Below are 22,286 nucleotides of genomic sequence, written 5' to 3'. Positions count from 1 at the left end.
TATTTCCATGTCGAAACCGACTGAACGTAATTTAATCGTAGGACTTGATATTGGCACCAGCCAGGTTAAGGCTGTGGTCGGCGAGTTGGTAAACGACGATCAAATCAGCATTGTTGGCGTAGGTACCCATGCCGCTAAGGGAATGGACAAAGGCGGTGTTAACGATTTGAACCTGGTGGTTAAATCGGTGCAGCGTGCGGTGAACGAAATGGAATTGATGGCAGACTGTCGCGTGTCCTCAGTCTTCATGTCTATCAGTGGTCGTCATGTAAAATGTCAGAATGAAAACGGCATGGTGCCCATCAACAACCAGGAAGTCACTCAGGATGACGTTGACAACGTTATTCACGCAGCGCGATCTGTGCCTATCGCGGCAGAACGCCGATTACTGCATGTGTTGCCGCAGGAATTTACCATAGATGTGCAGGAAGGTATTAAAAACCCCGTGGGCATGTCAGGGGTCAGGATGGAAGCTGATGCGCACATCATTACCTGTGCCGATGATATGGCTAAAAACCTGACGAAATGCATTGAGCGCTGTGAGTTAAGTGTTGATCAAATCATTTTTTCGGCGCTGGCATCAAGTTATGCGGTATTGACCGATGATGAACGTGAATTAGGCGTATGTGTGGTTGATATTGGTGGCGGCACCATGGATATTGTCATTTATACAGATGGTGCTATTCGTCACACGGCGGTAATTCCGGTGGCGGGTAATCAGATCACCAGTGACATCGCAAAAATTTTCCGCACACCCATAAGTAATGCAGAGGAAATTAAAGTGAATTACGCCTGTGCATTGAAAGACATGGTCAGTATGGAAGAAAATATCGAGGTGCCCAGTGTGGGTGGTCGACCTGCACGCGCGATGTCGCGTCATACACTGGCAGAAGTTATTGAACCTCGTTATCAGGAATTGTTTGAGCTGGTGCATGATGAAATACGTGCCAGTGGTTTTGAAGAGCAGATTGCAGCAGGATTAGTACTAACAGGCGGTACTGCAAAGATGGAGGGGGCAGTCGAATTTGCCGAGGAATTATTCCAGATGCCTGTTAGAGTAGGGAAGCCATTAAATGTTAAGGGGTTGTCTGAATACACAGATGACGCCAGTTTTGCAACCGCAGTGGGCTTGCTCCACTACGGTAAAATGCAAACGGAAAATAAAAAAGTCAGCAAGCTTAAAAGCGGTGATTCGTTTATCAACCGCGTGCAAAGCTGGTTCAAAGGTGAATTTTAATTTTTTAGGGGCGCTAAAGTCAGGACATAACGATTAGCACGGAGGCATCTAATCGGCAGTTTGTGAAATGACTTAGTGCGGTAAGACGTACAAAACCGGAGAGTAAGTATGTTTGAATTAATGGATAGTCACGGCGAAGAAGCCGTAATCAAAGTCATCGGCGTAGGCGGTGGCGGCGGAAATGCGATTGAGCATATGGTGTCTCAAAGCATTGAAGGTGTCGAATTTATTGCAGTAAACACAGATGCACAGGTGCTGCGTAGCTCAAGTGCAGACGTTACTCTGCAAATAGGCTCTAACGTAACTAAAGGGTTAGGTGCGGGTGCCGATCCAAATATCGGTCGTGATGCTGCACAAGAAGATCGCGAAACCATTCGCCAGTCTTTAGATGGTGCCGATATGGTCTTCATTACCGCAGGTATGGGCGGTGGCACGGGCACAGGGGCTGCGCCAGAAGTGGCCAGAATAGCCCGCGAAATGGGTATACTTACGGTAGCGGTAGTGACCAAGCCGTTTCCTTTCGAAGGTAAAAAGCGTACCGCGTTTGCTGAACAGGGAATCGTTGAATTATCTAAGCATGTTGATTCACTGATCACCATTCCTAACGAAAAACTGCTTAAGGTAATGGGGCCTGGTACACCATTATTGCAGGCATTCAGTGCCGCTAACGATGTATTGCGTGGCGCAGTTCAAGGTATTGCTGAACTGATCACCCGTCCTGGTCTGATTAACGTCGACTTTGCCGACGTCAAAACCGTGATGTCGGAAATGGGTACCGCGATGATGGGCAGTGGTGTGGCGTCAGGCCCTGATCGTGCCGAAGAAGCGGCTGAATCAGCGATTGCTTGTCCGTTACTTGAAGATATTGATTTGTCTGGTGCGCGTGGCATCCTGGTAAATATTACTTGTGGGCCTGATTTTGCAATTGACGAATTCGAAACGGTAGGTAACGCAGTTAAAGCCTTTGCTTCTGAAAATGCCACCGTGGTTGTTGGTACCGTTATCGATATGGAACTGGCTGATGAAATTCGCGTTACCGTGGTTGCAACGGGTATTGGCGCTGAGCGCAAGCCTGATATTTCTCTTGTCAGTTCTGAAGGAACGCGTTTGACCACGTCAGCACGTGAATTCGGTGTCAGTTCGGTACACGAGTCAAGAAGTGTAGGTGGTACAGACGGTAATCAAGCGTTAAAGGTTGAAGATGAAGCGCAACCTGGCAACGATCTTGAATACTTAGATATACCTGCGTTTTTACGCAAACAAGCGGACTAATCTTTCACTAACAGAGGAATTTTTACACGGTTTTGCTGTCAAAAGCTGATGGTTTACCATCATTGAGCTAAGAATTGTAATTTTTTGACAAGTGGGTAATCACTCACTATAATTCGCGGCCGCTTTTGGAACAGGTAAAAAGCAACAAACAACATGATTAAGCAACGTACAATTAAACATTCAGTTCAAGAGACTGGAATTGGTCTACATAAAGGGGAGAAGGTCACCATGACTCTCCGGCCTGCGCCTGCCAACACAGGAATTGTGTTCAGACGTATTGACCTGCACCCTCATGTAGATATTCCTGCACGCGCTAATGCAGTTGGGAATACCATGTTATGTACGTGTGTGAATAACGAGGATGGTGTTAGCATTCACACCGTAGAACACTTGGCGTCTGCATTAGCAGGGTTAGGTATAGACAACATTATTGTCGAGGTTGATAGCAACGAACTGCCCATCATGGATGGCAGTGCCAGTCCGTTTGTATTTTTACTACAAACTGCCGGAATCGAAGAATTAAATGCACCTAAGCGTTTCATTCGGATCAAAAAGCCGGTAAGAGTAACCGAAGGCGATAAGTGGGCGGAGTTACGCCCGCACGATGGCTTCCGTGTAGATTTTCGTATCGAGTTTGATCACCCGGTGATCAGTCAGACGCGTCAACATATGATCATGGATTTCGATTCGTGCTCTTATGTGAATGAAGTCAGCCGTGCCAGAACCTTCGGGTTTATGCGCGATCTGGAGTATATGAACGCGAATAATCTGGCCTTGGGTGGCAGCATGGAAAATGCGGTTGCACTGGATGAATTTCGAATTCTTAATCCAGAAGGCCTGCGTTACGAAGATGAGTTCCTCAAGCACAAGATACTCGATGCCGTAGGTGACCTGTATTTAGGTGGTCACAGTATTATTGGCGAATTGAAAGCGTTCAAGAGCGGGCATGGCTTAAACAATAAATTGTTAAATGCCGTATTGAATGACAAAGACAGCTGGGAATTCATTACCTATGAAAACCAGGACGAAGTTCCGATTCGTTATGCTTCGCCCGTGCTGGCATAATTGAAAGACCCAATTAAGAAAGCCGCCGTTTTAGGCGGCTTTTTTGTTTGCCGTTGAATAATTGCAAGTTGTAATGTGGTGGCAAAAAAAGTGTCTTCATATTTGTTCCCAGCGCCATTCAAAGGTAAACTAGTGCTCGATTTTTTACAGGGTAGACCATGAAATTAACATTAACGATCAGCGGTGAGAAAAGGCACTACGAGCGCTCGATCAGTGCACGTCGATTACTCAGTATCACCGTATTGGCGTCAATGTTTATTTTGGTATCCAGTCGCTCTATCGATTCGGTTAATGAAGATCTCGCTCGGGTGAGCGTGTCGCAGCAAATTGTTGAACGTGCGCAACAAAAGTTGAATGCGTTGAATAATCGCTCGTCATCACAAATGGCGATAATTAATCAGGATGTTGCCCAGGCGAATGTCCAACTGGATGAATTGAACAGCAGGGTCAATTTAATAGCACAGTCGTTGGGTATTAAAAACAGTGACTTAGAAGCTATTGAACTGCGCGGGGCAGAGGTCGCGTCGTTTAGCAATCCATTGCAGCGAGAAATTCATCAGCTCCAGCAAAATTTGGCTGCCAAGCAATCACAACTTTCCATGCTTGAAAGTTTGTTAAGGGGACACCATATCGACAGTCAGGCGCAATTGTCTGGCCGCCCGATCACGCGAGGATGGTTATCGTCCTCTTATGGTATGCGTGAGGACCCGTTTTCTGGTGAGTCAGCTGAGCATACCGGTCTGGATTTTGCTGGCAGTATGGGCGATGACGTGGTAGCGACAGGCGCAGGTATTGTCAGCTGGGCTGGCGATCGCTACGGTTACGGCCAGCTGGTTGAAATTGACCACATCGACGGGTTTACCACCCGCTACGCACACAATCAAACGCTGAATGTAGCGGTGGGTGACCTTGTTACCAAAGGGCAGGTGATTGCACAAATGGGCAGTACTGGGCGCTCTACAGGTGCACACGTTCATTACGAGGTGTTAAAGCATGGACAACATGTTGATCCGCTGCTTTATGTCGATGGCCTGGAATAGTAAAAAGTAGTAAGTAAAAAGTAATAAGTAAAAAGTAATAAGAACTAAATACAAAACACATTGCGGTAGGTCGGTTGAAAGTGCGAAGGCACTGCCGGTGCCGCCTTACGTTTAATTGCTCTTTGGTAATACGTTATCGTTGAGTACTGGTAGTGGGATCTCAAAAACATGTTTGCAAGTGTCATTAAGAAAATTTTCGGTAGCAAAAATGACCGACTATTAAAAAAACTACAAAAATCTGTCGACGCCATTAATGCGCTGGAAGCTGATTATGAAGCGCTTACCGATGATGAACTTAAGGCAAAAACAGCAGAGTTCAAGGCGCGCTTAGAAAAGGGTGAGTCGTTAGATGATTTATTGATTGAAGCCTTTGCTACCGTGCGAGAAGCCAGTAAACGTGTGTTTGGCATGCGCCATTTTGATGTGCAGTTATTAGGTGGTCAAGTCCTGCATCAAGGTAAAATTGCTGAGATGCGTACAGGTGAAGGTAAAACCCTGACCGCGACGCTGCCAACTTACCTAAACGCGTTATCGGGCAAAGGCGTTCACGTGGTGACCGTGAATGATTATTTGGCCAAACGTGATGCTGACTGGAGCAGGCCCTTATTTAGCTACCTCGGAATGACGGTAGGTTGCAATATTCCCGGAATGGCGCCTGAAACTAAACGCGACGCCTACAAAGCCGATATTACCTACGGCACCAACAACGAATTTGGCTTCGACTATCTGCGCGATAATATGGCGTTTAGCCCACAAGACCGGGTACAGCGGGAACTTAATTACGCGGTAGTGGATGAAGTTGACTCGATTCTAATTGATGAAGCGCGTACGCCATTAATTATATCCGGTGCCGCTGAAGACAGCTCAGAGCTGTATCGTCGAATTAACACTGTGATCCCGAAACTGGTCCAGCAGGAAAAAGAAGACGAAGAAGATAACCCGGGCGATGGCGACTACACCGTAGATGAAAAGGCACGTCAAATTCATCTTACCGAAAACGGTCAGATCCACGTTGAGCAAATTCTTAAAGAAGAAGGCATTTTGCCACAGGAAGAGTCATTATTTGATGCGGGTAATATTTCGTTACTTCACCATATCAATGCGGCGTTACGTGCACATAAGCTGTTTAAGAAAGATGTCGATTACATCGTCAATGACGAAAGCATCGTTATCGTAGACGAACATACCGGTCGAACCATGGAGGGGCGCCGCTGGTCTGAAGGCCTGCATCAGGCAGTAGAAGCCAAAGAAGGCGTGCGTATTCAAAACGAAAACCAGACGCTGGCTTCAATTACCTTCCAGAACTACTTCCGCTTATTTAATAAATTATCCGGCATGACAGGTACGGCGGACACAGAAGCATTTGAATTCCAGCATATTTACAGTCTGGAAACGGTGGTCATTCCAACCAACAAACCGATGATCCGTGATGACAAAGCCGATTTAATTTACTTAACTGCTGAAGAAAAATACGAAGCCATCGTCGAAGACATTAAAAAGTGTGTCGAACGTGGTCAACCTTCACTGGTGGGTACCATTTCAATTGAAAACTCTGAATTGCTGTCGCGGGTACTGAAAAAAGCAAAGATTCCGCATAAGGTCCTTAATGCTAAATTTCACGCTCAGGAAGCGGATATCGTTGAACAGGCTGGCAAGCCAGGCGCTGTGACTATCGCTACTAACATGGCGGGTCGTGGGACAGATATTGTATTGGGCGGTAACTGGCACGCAGAAGTGGAAAAGTTGGAAAACCCCACTGACGAGCAGATTCAAAAAATCAAAGCGGCCTGGAAAGAGCGTCACGACAAAGTACTCGAAGCCGGCGGCTTGCATATCATAGGTACAGAGCGTCACGAATCTCGCCGAATCGACAACCAGTTACGTGGTCGCTCAGGCCGTCAGGGCGATCCGGGTTCAAGCCGTTTCTATTTGTCGTTGGACGATGCACTGATGCGTATATTCGCTTCTGAAAAGATGGCGGGCATGATGAAGCGACTGGGCATGGAGCGCGGCGAAGCGATTGAACACCCGTGGGTGACACGGGCAATCGAAAATGCGCAACGTAAAGTAGAAGGGCGCAACTTTGATATTCGTAAGCAGTTACTTGAGTATGATGATGTCGCCAACGATCAGCGTAAAGTTATTTATGAACAACGTAATGAATTGCTCAACGAAGGCGATATCAGCGAAACCATTAAGGTAATTCGTGAAGATGTGGTTAATGGTGTCATCGACGAATATATTCCACCGCAATCGCTTGAAGAAATGTGGGATGTTCCTGCTCTGGAAGAGCGCTTAAAAGCAGACTTCGCTATCGACCTACCTGTGCAAAAATGGTTGGACGACGATGACAAGCTGTACGAAGAGAAAGTGCGTGAACGCATTCTTACCCACATTGACGAAGCCTATGCTGAAAAAGAGAAGGTTGTTGGTGAGAGCGTGCTGCGCCAGTTTGAAAAAGCGGTCATGCTGCAGAATTTGGACAGTCACTGGAAAGAGCATTTAGCGGCGATGGACCACCTGCGGCAGGGTATCCACTTACGTGGATATGCACAGAAAAACCCTAAACAGGAATATAAGCGCGAGTCCTTCGAATTATTTTCACAGATGCTTGAAGCACTTAAAGTGGAAGTCATTACCATATTGAGTCGCGTGCAGGTAAAAGCCGAGTCTGATGTAGAGAAAGTTGAAGAGCAACGTCGTCAGGCAAACAGTACACCGAAAAACTTCAAACACGAAGATTCAACGGCGACGCCGAACTCCGAAAGTGGTCGCGTTCAGACCGCGATGAGAGAAGGACCCAAAGTAGGGCGTAACGATCCGTGCCCATGCGGTTCAGGCAAAAAGTACAAGCAGTGTCACGGTAAACTCAGTTAATGAAAACAGTACAGGTGGCCGTTGGCGTAATTCGCAGGGCAGATGAGGTGTTTATCTGTCTGCGTCCTGATCATCAGCACCAGGGGGGGAAATGGGAATTCCCCGGCGGCAAAATTGATGCCGGTGAAACCGTGGTGGCTGCATTAAAAAGAGAATTGCAGGAAGAAGTAGGCATTGCCGTCAAACGATGCAAGCCGTTAATAGATATTACCCATGATTATGGCGACAAACGCGTCGCCCTGTTGGTGCGGGAGGTGATTGATTTTGATGGCGAACCGCACGGAGTAGAAGGGCAACAACACAAATGGTGTTCCATTCATCAACTCAACGCTGCGGATTTCCCCGCTGCGAATGTGGCTATCCTCGACGCTCTTACAACCTCAGAGTAAAAACGATTCCGCGGTAGCGAACGCCACATGTTGTTTGCTGTACGCCGCTTCATTAATAAAGTGAGGGTAGACCTCGGCTTCCCCTTCCCACGTTATTTCGCTGCCATCAAAACATTTGAAGATCGGTTGGCCCGGCAATAAGGGAACAAAGTCGTTATCCTGTAACTGATGGTGGATCATGGCCAATCGCTGACCGTTATCGTCTAGCGGAAAACTGATATTGCGAATAAAGCGAAACGCCTGGCAGGGCTCAAGGTTTGTCAGGGTGTCTTCGTTGTAGGCATCACAAAACGCCACAATCGCGCCGGCGAGGAGCGTTGTCAGCTGATACACATCTTCTCTGAGTAAGCCCTGAGGTTGTCCGCCTACTTCTATCATCACTCCATGCCTGCCCAGCGTGCATAAATAAGGGTGAGCTTCGTAAGCCACCTCATCCTCAACCAAAATATTGGCTTCGGGCAAAACCTGCTTAACAAACCTGCCCATGGAGATGTAAAACGCATCACTCGACGGCAGGATCAGTGTTCCACCCATCTGGCTGGTGGTGTTATGGATATCAACCACGAGGTCAAATTTGGATTCACCTTTGGGGCCTATTTTCGCATTGATATCAATTGCGAGCTGGCTTTCCAGTGAAATTTGCGGATCAGCTAGCTTTGCTAATGAGAACTGACGGTTAAGATCTTCATCGACAAACCGCACGTTTCGACTGATTGCTTCTTCGTTAGCCAGCATGCTGGAAAGCTCGAATGTGGAATATTTATAGGGGCACCCGCTGCGTTGCCAATTTCTAATCAGCTGAATGCCACTGGTTTCATTGCCGTGGGTTCCTGCTACAAACATCACATGTTTAATCATAATCTGACTCTAGTGAGTGAAAAAAGAATCGCTCTGCTTAGCCAGCAATGCTTCAATTTCTTCAACATCAACCGCTATTGCATCATTGGTATTGGTGGCAGGCTTTCCTGCTATGGCGTTGCTTTCAGTTGCCCAGTCGCCAAGATCAATCATCTGACACCGTTTGCAACAAAAGGGTCTGAACTCGCTTTTTTCCTCCCAGTTCACATCAGTCTGGCAGGTGGGGCATTTTACTTTCATAAGCTTGTCGTCTTTGTATTCGAAGAGATAAAGTTTAACAGGCGGCCAGCGAAAATGTTACTTCCGATTCTACTGAAGACGCTTGTTGGTCGGAAGGCTCAAACCACATGAACCTAATTGCGTAGCGATATTTGTTACCACTGAGGGTGGGGTAATAACCGGCTGAAACATCGCACTTTACCCGAATCATTTCATTCTTATCCTCGGCTGCGCCCTGATAAAACCCTTGTGGGGCAGTGTGCGAAGTGAAATGGCCGCGCTCACGCAAAAAGGAAAGACTCACGGCGATAGATTCTTCAATCAGTTTGAGCGCATCTATCCATTGTCGTATGCTTTGCTGACGTGCTTGCAAGGGTTGCGCTAACCAAAAGTGCAAATTAGGTAAATCAAAACTGCAGGCACCACCAGGGATGACAAATCGCTGTCGGATGGAATTTAAAAATTTGTCATCTTTTAATTCGTTGCCGAACTTTTTACTGGCTTTTAATCTTTCTTTCAAACGTAAAATAGACTGTAGCGCTTGTTCTAAAGCGGTGTTATCAATATTAGGGTGCTGCGACCAATACACCAGATTGCGTTCGTGTACCTCAATATCTTTGAGCACATCAGTACGCAAATCCAAACGTTCAATCAAATCCAGTAAGGTGAACAGCCGATCAAAAAAATACATCTGCAACGCACTGTTCTCGCCTTTCGCACCCGTTTTCAGTTGTAACAGGAGCTGTTCGATACGCAGGTAATTTCGCACCTTCTCCTTAAGTGGAAATTCAAAAACAGAGTCAGTCATGTAGTCCCTCATTGCGATAATCGATGCGCACTACACCGCAAAATCACGTAAAATTCAAGCAATATACTGATCTTCACAACGTCAGCACCTCTCCATTATACCCAAACGGAGCAGGAAGTGATCAGCACAGGCTTTCAGCGTGAGCCCTTTTTACTGAACCTGTGTTTAGCTGGAATTATGAGGGAAAACGAATTTCGTTGGCGGATTTGCCAGGAAAAATTAGATTATTGCTGGCGGGTCAGCGCCAGATATTTTTCATGCAGTGGCTTAACTAACGCCGGGATTTGCTCCAACGGGCCATCGTTGATGATAATATCGTCTGCGGCACTCAATCGATTTTGTCGTGATGTCTGCGCCCGCATAATATTTTCGATGAGTTTGCTGTCACTGCCGTCGCGTCGACTGGCGCGTTCAATCTGTAATGCTTCGGGACAATCCACCACCAGTACGCGGTCGACCATAGAGGTCAATTTATTTTCTATCAGTAGCGGCACAGCCAGCACGCAATAGGCGCTGGTACTTGCCTGAATGGCTTCAGTCATGTGCTGGCGAACCGCGGGGTGAATAAGTGCATTGAGCCAGTTTTTTTCTGGTTCATTATTGAATACACGCTGTCTAAGCAAAGTGCGGTTCAATGCGCCGTCTGCGAGTAAGATGTCGTCACCAAAATGGGCCGCAATCTGCTGTAACACGGGCGTACCTGGCTCGACCACTTCGCGCGCGATGACATCCGCGTCGATGACATCAATACCTAATTTTTCAAACTGCTGACTGACCACAGATTTACCGCTACCGATACCTCCGGTGAGCCCTATCACAATTTTTTTTGGATTGGCTTTCATCAGGCTAATACCCAGTTCAGGTACGCGGTAGTGATTTCTGTTTTATACATCAGCGTTAACCAGCCTGCGATGGCTAAGTATGGACCAAAAGGAATGGCCAAGGTACTGCCTTTCTTTTGCGTAATCATCATGACAATACCAAAACATGCCCCTACCAGTGATGAAAACAAAATGATGATGGGCAAACCCATCAGGCCGGTAAATGCACCTAATGCGGCAAGCAGTTTAAAATCACCGTAACCCATTCCTTCTTTGCCAGTGATCAGTTTGAACACCCAGTAAACTGACCATAAACTTAAGTAACCAGCGGCAGCGCCAGCAATTGCCTGAACCGGCGATACAAATACATTCTGGGTACTTAATATCAGACCAAACCATAGTAAGGGCAGGGTTAGCTGATCGGGTAGCAGCATCTTGTCCAAGTCAATAAAAATCAATGCCACCAAAACATAAGTAATCAGTACTGCCGCTAACGCCTGTGTAGAAGGACCGAAATGCCAGGCAATAAAGGTTGCTGCACACGCGGTAAAAAGCTCTACCAGCGGATAGCGAATGGAGATGGGACTATGACATTTTGCGCAGCGGCCTTTTAATAACAGATAACTGATTAATGGAATATTTTCCCAGGCGCGAATTTTATGCTGGCAGTGAGGACAGGTGCTGTCTGGCTTAACTAAATTAAACGTGGGTTGCGTTTCTGCTTCTGCGTCGGGGGCAAAATAATGCTGGTATTCAGTCTGCCAGCTTCTTTCCATCATTACCGGCAAGCGGTAAATCACTACATTTAAAAAACTGCCAACCATAAGGCTGACAATGAATACTAGCCCGAGAAAAAAAAGTGGGCTGGTAAGGCTTAACTGAATCAGGGCGTCCATAAAGTATTAGCTTATTTTTTGGTTAAGGGTGCCAGAAACTGGAAGGGACAACAATGCGTAATGGGTAAATTGCGCATTGTTGCCTGTTTATTTTAAACCACGTTACCCATTTCAAAAATGGGAAGATACATGGCGATAATCAAGCCCCCTATAACCACACCCAGTACCGCCATAATTAATGGCTCAAGCAAGCTGGTCAGGCCGTCGACCATATCGTCAACTTCGGCTTCGTAGATGGTGGCAATTTTACTTAACATTTCATCTACCGCACCTGACTCTTCACCGATGGCGATCATCTGCGTCACCATATCCGGGAATACTGCCGTCGCGCGCATGGCGGTGTTCATCTGCATACCGCCGGCCACTTCTTTTTTGATAAACAAGATAGCATCACGATAAACCGCATTGCCTGAAGCTCCAGCAGCCGAGTCTAATGCGCCGATTAACGGAACACCGGCGGCAAAGGTAGTCGACAGCGTGCGAGTAAAACGTGCGATACTGGCTTTTTTCAGAATTTCGCCGATCACAGGAATTTTCAATATTTGTTTATCAACACTGTCTCGCAGCTTTGGCGATCGCTTGTATTGCTTCATGAACAGGTAACCGGCAATAACTAAGCCAGCGCCTATGAATATTCCATATTCTTGTACAAAAGCAGATAATGCTAAAACCATCTGGGTAAACGCCGGTAATTCAGCGCCAAAACTACTGAAAATCTCTTCAAACTGGGGGACCACAAAAATAAGTAATATAGTGGTAACAATAAAGGCAACGACCAGTACGGCGATAGGATAGAAGAGGGCTTTTTTAATTTTAGATTTCAGCGCCTCAGCTTTTTCCTTGTATACCGCGATACGATCGTAAATGGTTTCCAGCGCACCGGATTGTTCACCGGTAGCAACAAGGTCACAATATAAGTCATCAAATTGCTCAGGGTGCTTGCGCAGCGCTGAGGATAACGGCGTGCCCGCCTTAACTTCTTCAGTTATCTCAGTTAGCATCTTGCGCATTGACGGTTTTGCATGCCCTTGCGCTATCATTTCCAATGACTGAATCAGGGTGACACCGGCGCCAAGCATAGTGGCAATCTGGCGTGACATTACAGAAATGTCAGCTGGCTCAATTTTTTTGCCACCGCCACCAAAAAGGGGTTTAACGTATTTTTTTACTTTGGTTGTAGAAATACCCTGACGGCGAAGCAGGTTTTTCGCTTCCATGATAGACGTAGCTGAGATTTCGCCTTTGCGGCTATTTCCCGCACGATCCTTTCCTTGCCAGACAAAAATAGATGCTACTTTAGCCATGAGGGTTACCTGATTATTAACGAGTTCGGCTGAGACAATAAAGCCCAGTGTAGACTGGGCTTTGGTAGTATAAGACTAAGACGTTATTAACAAACGGTAGCAGGGGTACAAGATCTTTCCCAGCTAAGACCAGTAGTTTCTTCAGTCGGAGTAAGAGTGAAGGTGTACGGAACGTCCGCATCAGTCTGTAAGCCAGACTCAGGAGAAGCAGTTACTGTAATTACGCCGTTAGCTGCTGTTTCAACACCATGTACCTTTCCTAAACGTTCGATATCTGCTGGTACACCATTATTACCACCTGTGCAGTTGGTAAGTTCACCTGTGGTTTGTGCACATAATTCAACCGCTAACTTTGCAGAAGCAGAAGCGTTGGTTACCTCGGTGAATCTCGCTTTCTCTGTGTAGTTTTGGTAAGCTGGCAAAGCAATCGCTGCAAGAATACCGATGATCGCAACAACGATCATTAATTCAATTAGTGTAAAGCCTTTCTGGTTGTTAGCTTGTACTTGTTTCATGGTCTTTCTCCGGGACGTTTAATATGCTTGGTTAGCAATTTAAGTTTCGTTTCTACCTATACCTGAGGCGTGTTAATTTGGTTACGACCCCGGTACTTGGCTTTCAGTATAGAAGGCAATTTGCTGCTGACAAGTATAGTCAGTTATACCTAAGTGTTAGCGCTGACTAGTTTGCGTACACCAGATGGCACCGCCGTATTGCCCTTATCAAACGATACTAAATCAAAAAAGTCCATTTAATCAAGGTTTTATATTTAGCCTCAAGGACAGGTCAATCGCCTGGACATGTTTGGTTAATGCGCCAGAAGATACGTAGTTGACACCGAGTTTTGACAACGAAGCCAGTCTCTCATCCGTAATATTGCCTGATACCTCCAGTTTACTTCGACCCTGATTAATGTCGACTGCCTGTTGGATCTGTTCGTTAGTAAAATTATCCAGCATGATGATATCTGCTTTTGCATCAATTGCTTGGTGTAATTGGTCGAGGTTTTCTACTTCCACTTCTACCGGCTTTTGCGGGTTTAACTGCCGGGCTTTACTTATCGCATTAGGTATAGACCCACACGCCGCGATGTGATTTTCCTTAATCAGGTAGGCGTCAAACAGTCCGATCCTGTGGTTTTTACCGCCCCCACATTGCACCGCATACTTTTGCGCCAGACGCATGCCGGGTAAGGTTTTGCGGGTATCCAGAATCTGGGTATCAGTGTGCGCCAGTAGCTTTGCATACTTCGCGGTGATGGTGGCTGTGCCGCTTAAGGTCTGTAAGAAGTTCAGCGCCGTGCGCTCTGCAGTGAGGATGGCTCTGGCATTGCCAGCGACGCTGAAGAGGGTGGAGCCGGCATCGGTTTGATCGCCATCTTTAACCAACCAGGTAATTTCAACCTCAGGGTCAATTTGTGTGAAGGTTTCGTTTACCCAGTCCACACCACAAATGGTACAGGCTTCTCGGGTAATTACTTTGGCCTGAGCGTGGGTGTCTGCATCAATAAGACAGGCAGTAATATCGTTATTGATATCAATCGTGCCACCTAAATCTTCTTCCAGGGCGATTTTAACCTGGCTGCTGATAGCATGTTGGGAAGGGCGATTCATTGCGATAATCCGGATTTTCTAAAAGGTACGCAATATTAACCAATCTCCGCGCTGAGTAAACTCAAGTTGACGTAAAACACTCATTCCAAGCAAAATTTCATCCCCCGACATGCCCGGGTTCAAATTAGCCCTCACATTATTCAGACGAATGTCACCGATTGTCAGTGTATCAATTTCCGTTAACGCGATGCGCACCGTGCCATTAGCAGTATTGGCCATGCCGACACGGCCTGGTGTGAGCGATAGTTTGTTTTGCATATGAGCTGGGATGGCCACATCGGTGGCACCCGTGTCAACGATGAAGGTAACGGTTTGGCCGTTGATTGTGCCGTTGGTGACATAGTGGCCCATGCGATTTTGCTTGAGCTTGACTTCAACCTGCCCACCCGAGCGATATGAATCCGGTTGTTGATTGGGGTTATAGCGCTTTTCCAGCACATTATTAAACACCGCAGCAAGCAACCCCAGGCCACATACCCATGCCATGATGTACATCCATTTTCCGCCTGATTCAGACATCGCCTTATACCACCTTACTCACTTCTCACTTCATTTTCCTTTATAGCATTTTCGCTTGTAGATTACAGTCGCGACTGTCAGACTTTAGTCATTGTTGGTAAAGGAGCGCCTGCTGTGCCTTACGACTACTATAAGTCAGCTATACAAAAAACATCGCCATTTTTTGATGAAAGGCCTGATGATATCGATATATCGCTGTTGGTTATTCATAACATGTCATTACCGCCGGGCGAGTTTGGCGGCGATGACATCGAAGCGCTGTTTACCGGCACGCTGGATGAAAATAAGCATCCGTTTTTTAAACAGATTGCGCATCTTAAAGTGTCGGCGCACTGCGTGATCCGTCGCAACGGCACCGTCGAGCAATACGTGCCTTTTTCCAAACGTGCCTGGCATGCCGGTGTTTCGGCTTTTCAGGGGCGTAGCCGCTGTAATGATTACGCCATCGGCATTGAGCTGGAAGGAACCGATACTGCGCCCTTTACGGCTGCGCAATATACCAGCTTAGCGTCGTTGACCCACGATATACTGAGCCATTATCCTGCCATTACGTTAGGGCGCATCGTCGGCCACAGCGATATTGCATTTGGAAGAAAGACTGATCCTGGCGAAGCGTTCAATTGGTGTCAGTACAGGCAATCCATAAGTTTAGGAAAAATAAAATGAACCTCATCATCATACTCATTTCGCTGATACTGGATCGAATGGTTAGCCGAACGAAACATTTTAATTCCCAGTGGTATGCTCGTCGCTATGCAGACTGGTTGGGCGAGAGGAAACTATTTGCTGATAATACTGATGGGTTCACACTCACCCTTGCTGTCTTGGCACCTGTGTTATTAACCTACCTGTTGAGTACTTCGCTTCCAGGCTTTCTGTATTTTTTACTCTCCTGCTTCATTGTTTTTATTGCACTGCGAAACGCTGAGGTTTCCCACCAATATCATGCTTATCGCGATGCCGTTACCCGTAATGATACAGAAGCGTGTTATTTACTTGCGGGAAACTTACTGCCTGACACGCCTGCCAACAACCCAGACGCTATCAATCGGGCAGTTGGGCGTGAATTGGCCTTTATCAACTTTCGTTATTTTGCGGCAGTCATTATCTGGTTTGTGGCATTCGGGCCGACAGGTGTCGTGTTATATGCACTGGTCCGAGATTGGAACTCATTCGCAAAGCGCACCAATTCGTTACCTGTTGCGCCCTTGCATACGTGCCTGGAGTGGCTCGACTTTGTACCGGCACGCCTGACCACAGCAATTTATTTGTTTATCGGCGATTTTACCCGTGCACTACCAATCTGGCTTAAATACCTGACCAATGTGTCGGTTTCCTCCCGACACGTCATTACGCATGTGGCAACCAAGGCGGCGACAGACAGCGAGTTAACCGGCAAACTAAAACCCGCACCAGTACGCTATGTGGATCTAGCCAAACGTACCACTAAAACCCTGATTGTTGTCGTTGCATTTTTAACCATAATCGGTACATTAAATTGAATTTATTGGCATGTCAGACCAGTTGACTTTATTGCTTAGGGTTATGAAAATTATAGGTTTTCTTAATTTCACTATGTGAGTTTTAGCTAAGATGGCTAAGCCATAGTTTACCAATACATAATTCTCACCTACACTACGCGGGTAAAATGGTATTACCAATTGACCCGCTCGTGCGCCTTTTGTTTACAAAATGAGCACAAAATTCGTATTGGAACGAGACAGGATGCAACAAGGTCGAAAAAAACTGGCAGACGTGATCACCGAGCAACTGGAGTCTATGATTTTAGATGGCTCGTTGCTGGCGGGACAAAAGCTAGCTCCTGAGCGAGAATTAGCTGCACAGTTTGACGTGTCGCGCCCTTCATTGCGTGAGGCAATTGGTAATCTGCAGGCTCGTGGCCTGATTGAGCGTAAACAAGGCGGGGGAACCTATGTCAGCCGTGATATTAATGCGGCGGTCATGGATCCGTTAATGGCATTAATAAGCCGAAGACCAGAAACCCAGTTTGATTTACTGGAGTTTCGCCACGCGCTGGAAGGGATGTCAGCTTATTATGCTGCGTTACGCGGGCAACCAGAAGATTACACTGCGTTGGAAGAGGCATTAGCCGATCTACCCGGTGGAAATTCAATGCATTCGCTACGTGCACTGGCTGAAGGGTTAGGGCAATTTTATCTCACCATGGCGAAAGCATCGCACAACATGGTGTTACTGCATGTGATGCGTACAATGCAAAGCATGTTAGTGGATAATATTGAACGTAACCTGACGATATTGTCAAAGCACGTGGACGTGAATGACGAGTTAGCCGGGCAACGTAAAACGATTGTTGAAGCCATAGCAAGACGTGACCCTGATGCAGCCAGACAGGCGTGTAATGATCATCTGGCATACATTGAACAAACCTTGTTGAGCATTAATCAACGTGACAGTCGGGTGCAACGGGCGTTGCGTCGGCTGTAGTCGTAATAAACAGGCTATTCAATGTTGAATAGCCAAGAGGGTGAGCTATAAAAGCTTACTATCAGTAAAACTAAACATTAGTATCCGCCCGCAGCGAATTGGCTGAAGGCGGTTTTCTATATCAGCAAAAATAGGATGGCACCATGACTGAAATGATGCACCAAGATGTGGATCCACAAGAAACACAAGAATGGCTGGAGTCGTTAGAGTCGGTTTTAGAAGAAGAAGGCGTCGAAAGAGCGCACTTTCTGTTGGAATCATTGATTGAAAAAGCACGAAGAAACGGTGCCCATTTACCTTATGATGCCACTACTGCGTACATCAATACTATTCCACCCGGGCAGGAACCTACCATGCCAGGGGATCAAACTATCGAAGCGAAAATTCGCAATGCGCTAAGATGGAATGCGGTAATGATGGTCTTGCGCGCCTCTAAGAAAAACTTGGAACTGGGCGGGCATATTTCCAGCTTCGCCTCGTCTGCGATGCTCTACGATGTAGGTTTTAACCACTTTTTCCGAGCGCCCAATGACAACGATGGCGGCGATTTCCTGTTTATTCAGGGCCACGTTTCTCCTGGTATTTATTCTCGCGCCTATATCGAAGGTCGCCTAAGCGAAGACCAGCTGGACATGTTCCGTCAGGAAGCCGAAGGCGGTGGTTTATCTTCGTATCCGCATCCAAAGTTAATGCCTGATTTCTGGCAATTCCCCACGGTTTCCATGGGCTTAGGACCGATGCAGGCAATTTATCTGGCCCGCTTCCTGAAATACCTCACTAATCGTGGCTTAAAAGACTGTTCACAACAACGCGTATGGTGTTTCCTTGGCGATGGTGAGTGTGATGAGCCGGAGAGCTTGGGTGCCATCGGCCTGGCTTCACGTGAAGGCCTGGACAACCTGACCTTTGTTATCAACTGTAACCTGCAACGTCTGGATGGCCCTGTGCGTGGTAACGCCAAGATTATTCAGGAACTGGAAGGTACTTTCCGTGGTGCTGGTTGGGAAGTGATCAAAGTGATTTGGGGGCGCTACTGGGATCCTCTATTGGCACGTGATACATCAGGTAAATTATTAGAGCTGATGAATGAAACGGTAGATGGCGAATACCAGAACTACAAAGCCAAAGGCGGTGCGTATACCCGCGAAAACTTCTTTGGTAAGTACCCAGAATTAAAAGAAATGGTCGCTAATATGTCAGATGAAGATATCTGGCGTCTTAACCGTGGTGGCCATGATCCGGTAAAAGTTTACGCTGCTTATGATCGCGCCGTAAACACTAAAGGTCGTCCTCAGGTTATTTTGGCGAAAACCGTTAAAGGTTACGGCATGGGTGCCGCTGGTGAAGGTAAGAACATCGCGCACCAGGTGAAGAAAATGGATATGGATGCGGTGAAAGCGTATCGTGACCGTTTCAATATTCCGGTAAAAGATGCTGATTTAGAAAACCTGCCTTACTACAAGTTCGATGATGACAGTGAAGAAATGAAATACCTGAGTGCGCGCCGCGATGCACTGCACGGTTTCATGCCCCGTCGTTTAGACAAAAGCACTGAAGAGCTGCCCGCGCCGCAACTTAAAGCGTTCGAAGCTGTGACGAAAGGCTCAGGTGATCGCGAAATTTCCACCACCATGGCGTTCGTGCGTGTGCTGACAGCAATGCTTAAAGACAAGCAGATTGGTAAGCGTGTGGTACCGATTATTCCTGATGAAGCCCGTACTTTTGGTATGGAAGGCTTATTCCGTCAGGTCGGTATTTACTCTTCGCAAGGGCAAAAATACGAGCCGCAGGATTCCGATCAGGTAGCTTATTACCGTGAAGACCAGAAAGGTCAGGTACTGCAGGAAGGTATCAACGAATTGGGTGCCATGGCGTCGTGGCTGGCCGCGGGAACTTCTTACAGCACCAACGATTTGCCGATGATCCCGGTGTATATTTACTACTCCATGTTTGGTTTCCAGCGCGTAGGCGATTTGGCCTGGGCCGCAGGCGACAGCCAGGCACGGGGATTTTTGGTGGGTGGCACGGCCGGACGTACCACACTGAACGGTGAAGGCTTGCAGCACCAGGATGGACACAGCCATACACAAGCTGCGCTAATCCCTAACTGCGTAAGCTATGATCCCACCTATGGCTACGAAATTGCGGTTATCGTGCAGGACGGTTTACGTCGCATGATGGAAGAACAGGAAAACGTATTCTATTACCTGACGGTAATGAATGAAAACTACGCCCAGCCGGAAATGCCAAAAGGCATTGAAGAGGGTATCGTTAAAGGTATTTACCTGTTAGATACCGTGGGTGATAAGAAGCGTAAGCGTAAAGTGAAGCTGCTTGGTTCAGGAACCATTTTATTACAGGTGCGGGAAGCGGCTGACATTCTTGCTGAACAGTTTGACGTGGTGTCCGAAGTGTACAGTGTCACTTCGTTTAACGAGCTGGCCCGTGATGGTTTCGATTGTGACCGTCACAATATGCTACATGCCGATAAAGATAACCGCACGCCATACATCACTGAAGTGCTGGCAGAAGGTATCGATGGTCCAACCATCGCGGCTACCGATTACATTAAGAACTACGCTAATCAGGTGCGTGCGTTCGTGCCCGGTAGTTATCGCGTGTTGGGGACTGATGGTTTTGGTCGTTCAGACAGCCGCGCCAATCTGCGTAAACACTTTGAAGTAGATGCAAATAATATCGCTTTTGCTGCCCTGTATGAATTATACAAGGCGGGTGAAGTGGACAAGAAAACATTGGCCAGCGCGATGGAATCGTTGAATATCGACGCTGATAAAATTAACCCGCTTTACGCATAAATCAGGGAGATCATTAATATGGCGACTATTAAAGAAGTACGCGTACCTGACTTAGGTGAAGAGGGCGTTGAAGTTATCGAACTGTGTATAAATGCCGGCGATGACGTTGAGCAGGAAGGTTCACTGGTCACAGTTGAAAGTGACAAAGCCAGCATGGATATTCCGGCACCTTTTGCGGGTAAACTGAAAGAGTTATGCGTCAAAGTTGGCGATAAAATCAGTGAAGGTGACTTGCTGGCCAAAATCGAAGTGGCCGAGGGTGAGGATGACAACTCGGATAACACCGATGATGCAGAAGATAACGTCAAAGCAGAAGAACAATCTGAGCCTGCTGAAAAGGCGGATGAGCAGCCTAAGCAAGAAAAAGCGGCGGCAAAATCATCTGGCTCGGGTGGCACGGTAGAAGTAAAAGTACCGGATATTGGTGACGCTACTGATGTAGAGATCATTGAAATTCTGGTAGCCGAAGGTGACTCGGTAGAAGCTGAAGATGGCCTGATTACCCTTGAAACCGACAAAGCCACCATGGATGTACCAGCCCCTCAGGCGGGTAAAATTAAAGCATTAAAAGTGAAAGTCGGTGACAAAGTCAGTGAAGGCTCACTGATCCTCATGCTGGAAAGCGAAGACGGCAGTGACGATACTGCTGACAGTGAACAGTCAGCAGCGCCACAAGCTGAAGCCTCTGCGTCAGAAAGCTCGGACTCTTCCGAAGCTTCAGGTGAAGAAACAGAGATTGAAGTCACGGTGCCCGACATTGGTGATGCCAGTGACGTCGATATCATCGAAGTACTGGTCGCTGAAGGCGATACGATCAATGCGGAAGATGGTCTGATCACGTTAGAAACCGACAAAGCCACCATGGATGTGCCAGCTCCTCAGGGCGGCACGGTAACCAAGTTAATGGTTAAACAGGGTGACAAGGTTTCACAGGGGTCTGCGATTTTGATGCTTAAGGTTGCAGGCAGTAGTAAACCTGCTGCAGATGAAAAGCCCAAACAGGCTGAATCGTCTGCACCGAGCAAAACCGAAACTGCTCAGGATACCAGTCGACCCAAGCCACCGCCGGTGCCGCATCATCCGTCAGCGGGTGAGAAGCCAAAATCAGGTAAAGTGCATGCGTCGCCCTCGGTGCGCCGTCTGGCCAGAGAGTTTGGGGTAGATTTGACACAGGTTTCTGGTAGCGGCCCGAAAAATCGTATTCTGAAAGAGGATGTGCAATCTTACGTTAAATACGAACTGTCTCGTCCGAAAGCGACAGCGGCTTCGGTGGCGCAGGGTGAAGGTGGTTTGCAGGTCATTGCACCGCCTAAAGTCGATTTCGCTAAATTTGGCGAAGTGGAAGAGAAACCACTGACCCGGATCCAGAAAATTTCTGGTCCGAACCTGCACCGTAACTGGGTAACCATCCCTCATGTTACCCAGTTCGAAGAAGCAGATATCACCGATCTTGAAGCGTTCAGAAAAGATCAAAACGCGGTGGCTGAGAAGCGCAAGCTGGGCGTTAAAATCACCCCGCTGGTGTTCATGATGAAAGCCGTGGCGGATGCATTAAAAGCCTATCCGGTATTTAATACTTCACTTTCTGCCGATGGTGAGTCTTTAATTCAGAAAAAGTATTACCATATAGGTATTGCAGTGGACACTCCCGGAGGTCTGGTTGTACCGGTAGTACGCGATGTTGATCAAAAAGGTATCCATGAGCTGTCAAAGGAGCTGATGGAAATCAGTGTTAAAGCACGTGACGGTAAATTGAAAGCGGCAGACATGCAGGGTAGTTGTTTCACCATCTCAAGCCTTGGTGGCATTGGTGGTACGGCATTTACACCGATTGTCAATGCTCCGGATGTGGCTATATTGGGTGTATCGAAAAGTGATATGAAGCCAAAATGGAACGGCAAGGAATTTGAACCACGTCTGATGCTACCGTTATCGCTATCCTACGATCACAGAGTGATCGATGGTGCGGTTGCAGCACGTTTTGCCGTACATTTAAAAGCAGTGTTAGAAGATTTAAGACAGATTTTACTGTAAATCTGCTTTAACCCGCGTGGATGAGGATGACTTCATCCACTTTTTACATATT

Annotated in this window: 20 protein-coding genes; 11 read left to right on the top strand and 9 right to left on the bottom strand. The window is 47.1% G+C overall.

The features are described from left to right. Positions 1-7: 7 nt before the first annotated feature. The 6 genes from ftsA to mutT all read left to right on the top strand — a co-directional run bounded on the left by ftsA (position 8) and on the right by mutT (position 7,880). Entirely contained in the window at positions 8-1,237 is a 1,230-nt protein-coding gene (gene ftsA / locus HCJ96_RS04145) for a cell division protein FtsA (protein WP_169209773.1), read from the top strand. Between the two features lie 108 nt (positions 1,238-1,345). After that, positions 1,346-2,509, top strand: coding sequence for a cell division protein FtsZ (gene ftsZ, locus HCJ96_RS04140; RefSeq protein WP_169209772.1), 1,164 nt, complete (start codon positions 1,346-1,348; stop codon positions 2,507-2,509). A gap of 153 nt (positions 2,510-2,662) precedes the next feature. Beyond that, positions 2,663-3,574, top strand: a complete 912-nt coding sequence (gene lpxC, locus HCJ96_RS04135; RefSeq protein ID WP_169209771.1) for a UDP-3-O-acyl-N-acetylglucosamine deacetylase — start codon at positions 2,663-2,665, stop codon at positions 3,572-3,574. A gap of 158 nt (positions 3,575-3,732) precedes the next feature. Then, a complete protein-coding gene (locus HCJ96_RS04130) occupies positions 3,733-4,614 on the top strand; it encodes a M23 family metallopeptidase (protein ID WP_169209770.1) in 882 nt (293 codons plus the stop codon). Between the two features lie 168 nt (positions 4,615-4,782). Beyond that, complete coding sequence (gene secA / locus HCJ96_RS04125; protein WP_169209769.1) at positions 4,783-7,491, top strand: preprotein translocase subunit SecA; 2,709 nt, start codon at positions 4,783-4,785, stop codon at positions 7,489-7,491. Beyond that, positions 7,491-7,880, top strand: a complete 390-nt coding sequence (gene mutT, locus HCJ96_RS04120) for an 8-oxo-dGTP diphosphatase MutT (RefSeq protein WP_169209768.1) — start codon at positions 7,491-7,493, stop codon at positions 7,878-7,880. Before secA ends, mutT begins: the two co-directional genes overlap by 1 nt. Here mutT and HCJ96_RS04115 read toward each other — a convergent pair. The 9 genes from HCJ96_RS04115 to HCJ96_RS04075 form a co-directional block, all read right to left on the bottom strand. Beyond that, the gene (locus HCJ96_RS04115) at positions 7,872-8,738 is read right to left on the bottom strand and encodes an aspartoacylase (protein WP_169209767.1); all 867 of its coding nucleotides are present in this window, start codon (positions 8,736-8,738) and stop codon (positions 7,872-7,874) included. The two genes, mutT and HCJ96_RS04115, sit on opposite strands and share 9 nt — an antisense overlap. A gap of 9 nt (positions 8,739-8,747) precedes the next feature. Beyond that, positions 8,748-8,978, bottom strand: coding sequence for a DNA gyrase inhibitor YacG (gene yacG / locus HCJ96_RS04110; protein WP_169209766.1), 231 nt, complete (start codon positions 8,976-8,978; stop codon positions 8,748-8,750). 34 nt (positions 8,979-9,012) lie between these two features. Next, complete coding sequence (gene zapD, locus HCJ96_RS04105; protein WP_169209765.1) at positions 9,013-9,765, bottom strand: cell division protein ZapD; 753 nt, start codon at positions 9,763-9,765, stop codon at positions 9,013-9,015. Between the two features lie 224 nt (positions 9,766-9,989). Beyond that, positions 9,990-10,607, bottom strand: a complete 618-nt coding sequence (gene coaE, locus HCJ96_RS04100) for a dephospho-CoA kinase (protein ID WP_169209764.1) — start codon at positions 10,605-10,607, stop codon at positions 9,990-9,992. Continuing rightward, positions 10,607-11,482 carry a prepilin peptidase gene (locus HCJ96_RS04095; protein WP_169209763.1) on the bottom strand — a complete coding sequence of 292 codons (876 nt, stop codon included), beginning with the start codon at positions 11,480-11,482 and terminating at the stop codon, positions 10,607-10,609. Before HCJ96_RS04095 ends, coaE begins: the two co-directional genes overlap by 1 nt. 92 nt (positions 11,483-11,574) lie before the next feature. Next, entirely contained in the window at positions 11,575-12,786 is a 1,212-nt protein-coding gene (locus tag HCJ96_RS04090; protein WP_169209762.1) for a type II secretion system F family protein, read from the bottom strand. A gap of 86 nt (positions 12,787-12,872) precedes the next feature. After that, on the bottom strand, positions 12,873-13,301 hold the full coding sequence (locus HCJ96_RS04085; RefSeq protein WP_169209761.1) for a pilin: 429 nt from the start codon (positions 13,299-13,301) through the stop codon (positions 12,873-12,875). Positions 13,302-13,541: 240 nt separating this feature from the next. Continuing rightward, positions 13,542-14,399 carry a carboxylating nicotinate-nucleotide diphosphorylase gene (gene nadC / locus HCJ96_RS04080; RefSeq protein ID WP_169209760.1) on the bottom strand — a complete coding sequence of 286 codons (858 nt, stop codon included), beginning with the start codon at positions 14,397-14,399 and terminating at the stop codon, positions 13,542-13,544. Between the two features lie 18 nt (positions 14,400-14,417). Beyond that, positions 14,418-14,918: a retropepsin-like aspartic protease family protein gene (locus HCJ96_RS04075; RefSeq protein WP_246261120.1), complete on the bottom strand. Its 501-nt coding sequence runs from the start codon at positions 14,916-14,918 to the stop codon at positions 14,418-14,420. Positions 14,919-15,032: 114 nt separating this feature from the next. Here HCJ96_RS04075 and ampD point away from each other — a divergent pair, with 114 nt between their 5' ends. The 5 genes from ampD (at position 15,033) to aceF (ending at position 22,234) form a co-directional block, all read left to right on the top strand. Continuing rightward, entirely contained in the window at positions 15,033-15,584 is a 552-nt protein-coding gene (gene ampD / locus HCJ96_RS04070; RefSeq protein WP_343034646.1) for a 1,6-anhydro-N-acetylmuramyl-L-alanine amidase AmpD, read from the top strand. After that, complete coding sequence (gene ampE / locus HCJ96_RS04065) at positions 15,581-16,420, top strand: regulatory signaling modulator protein AmpE (RefSeq protein ID WP_169209759.1); 840 nt, start codon at positions 15,581-15,583, stop codon at positions 16,418-16,420. Before ampD ends, ampE begins: the two co-directional genes overlap by 4 nt. A gap of 223 nt (positions 16,421-16,643) precedes the next feature. Beyond that, entirely contained in the window at positions 16,644-17,384 is a 741-nt protein-coding gene (locus tag HCJ96_RS04060) for an FCD domain-containing protein (protein ID WP_169209921.1), read from the top strand. 143 nt (positions 17,385-17,527) lie between these two features. Further along, a complete protein-coding gene (aceE, locus tag HCJ96_RS04055; protein WP_169209758.1) occupies positions 17,528-20,200 on the top strand; it encodes a pyruvate dehydrogenase (acetyl-transferring), homodimeric type in 2,673 nt (890 codons plus the stop codon). Positions 20,201-20,218: 18 nt separating this feature from the next. Next, the gene (gene aceF / locus HCJ96_RS04050) at positions 20,219-22,234 is read left to right on the top strand and encodes a dihydrolipoyllysine-residue acetyltransferase (RefSeq protein WP_169209757.1); all 2,016 of its coding nucleotides are present in this window, start codon (positions 20,219-20,221) and stop codon (positions 22,232-22,234) included. Positions 22,235-22,286: the final 52 nt, after the last annotated feature.

Source organism: Alteromonas ponticola (genome assembly GCF_012911815.1).
Classification (GTDB): Bacteria; Pseudomonadota; Gammaproteobacteria; order Enterobacterales; family Alteromonadaceae; genus Alteromonas; species Alteromonas ponticola.
The sequence above is the reverse complement of the archived record's forward strand: the minus strand, read 5'-3'. Positions and strand labels throughout refer to the sequence as shown.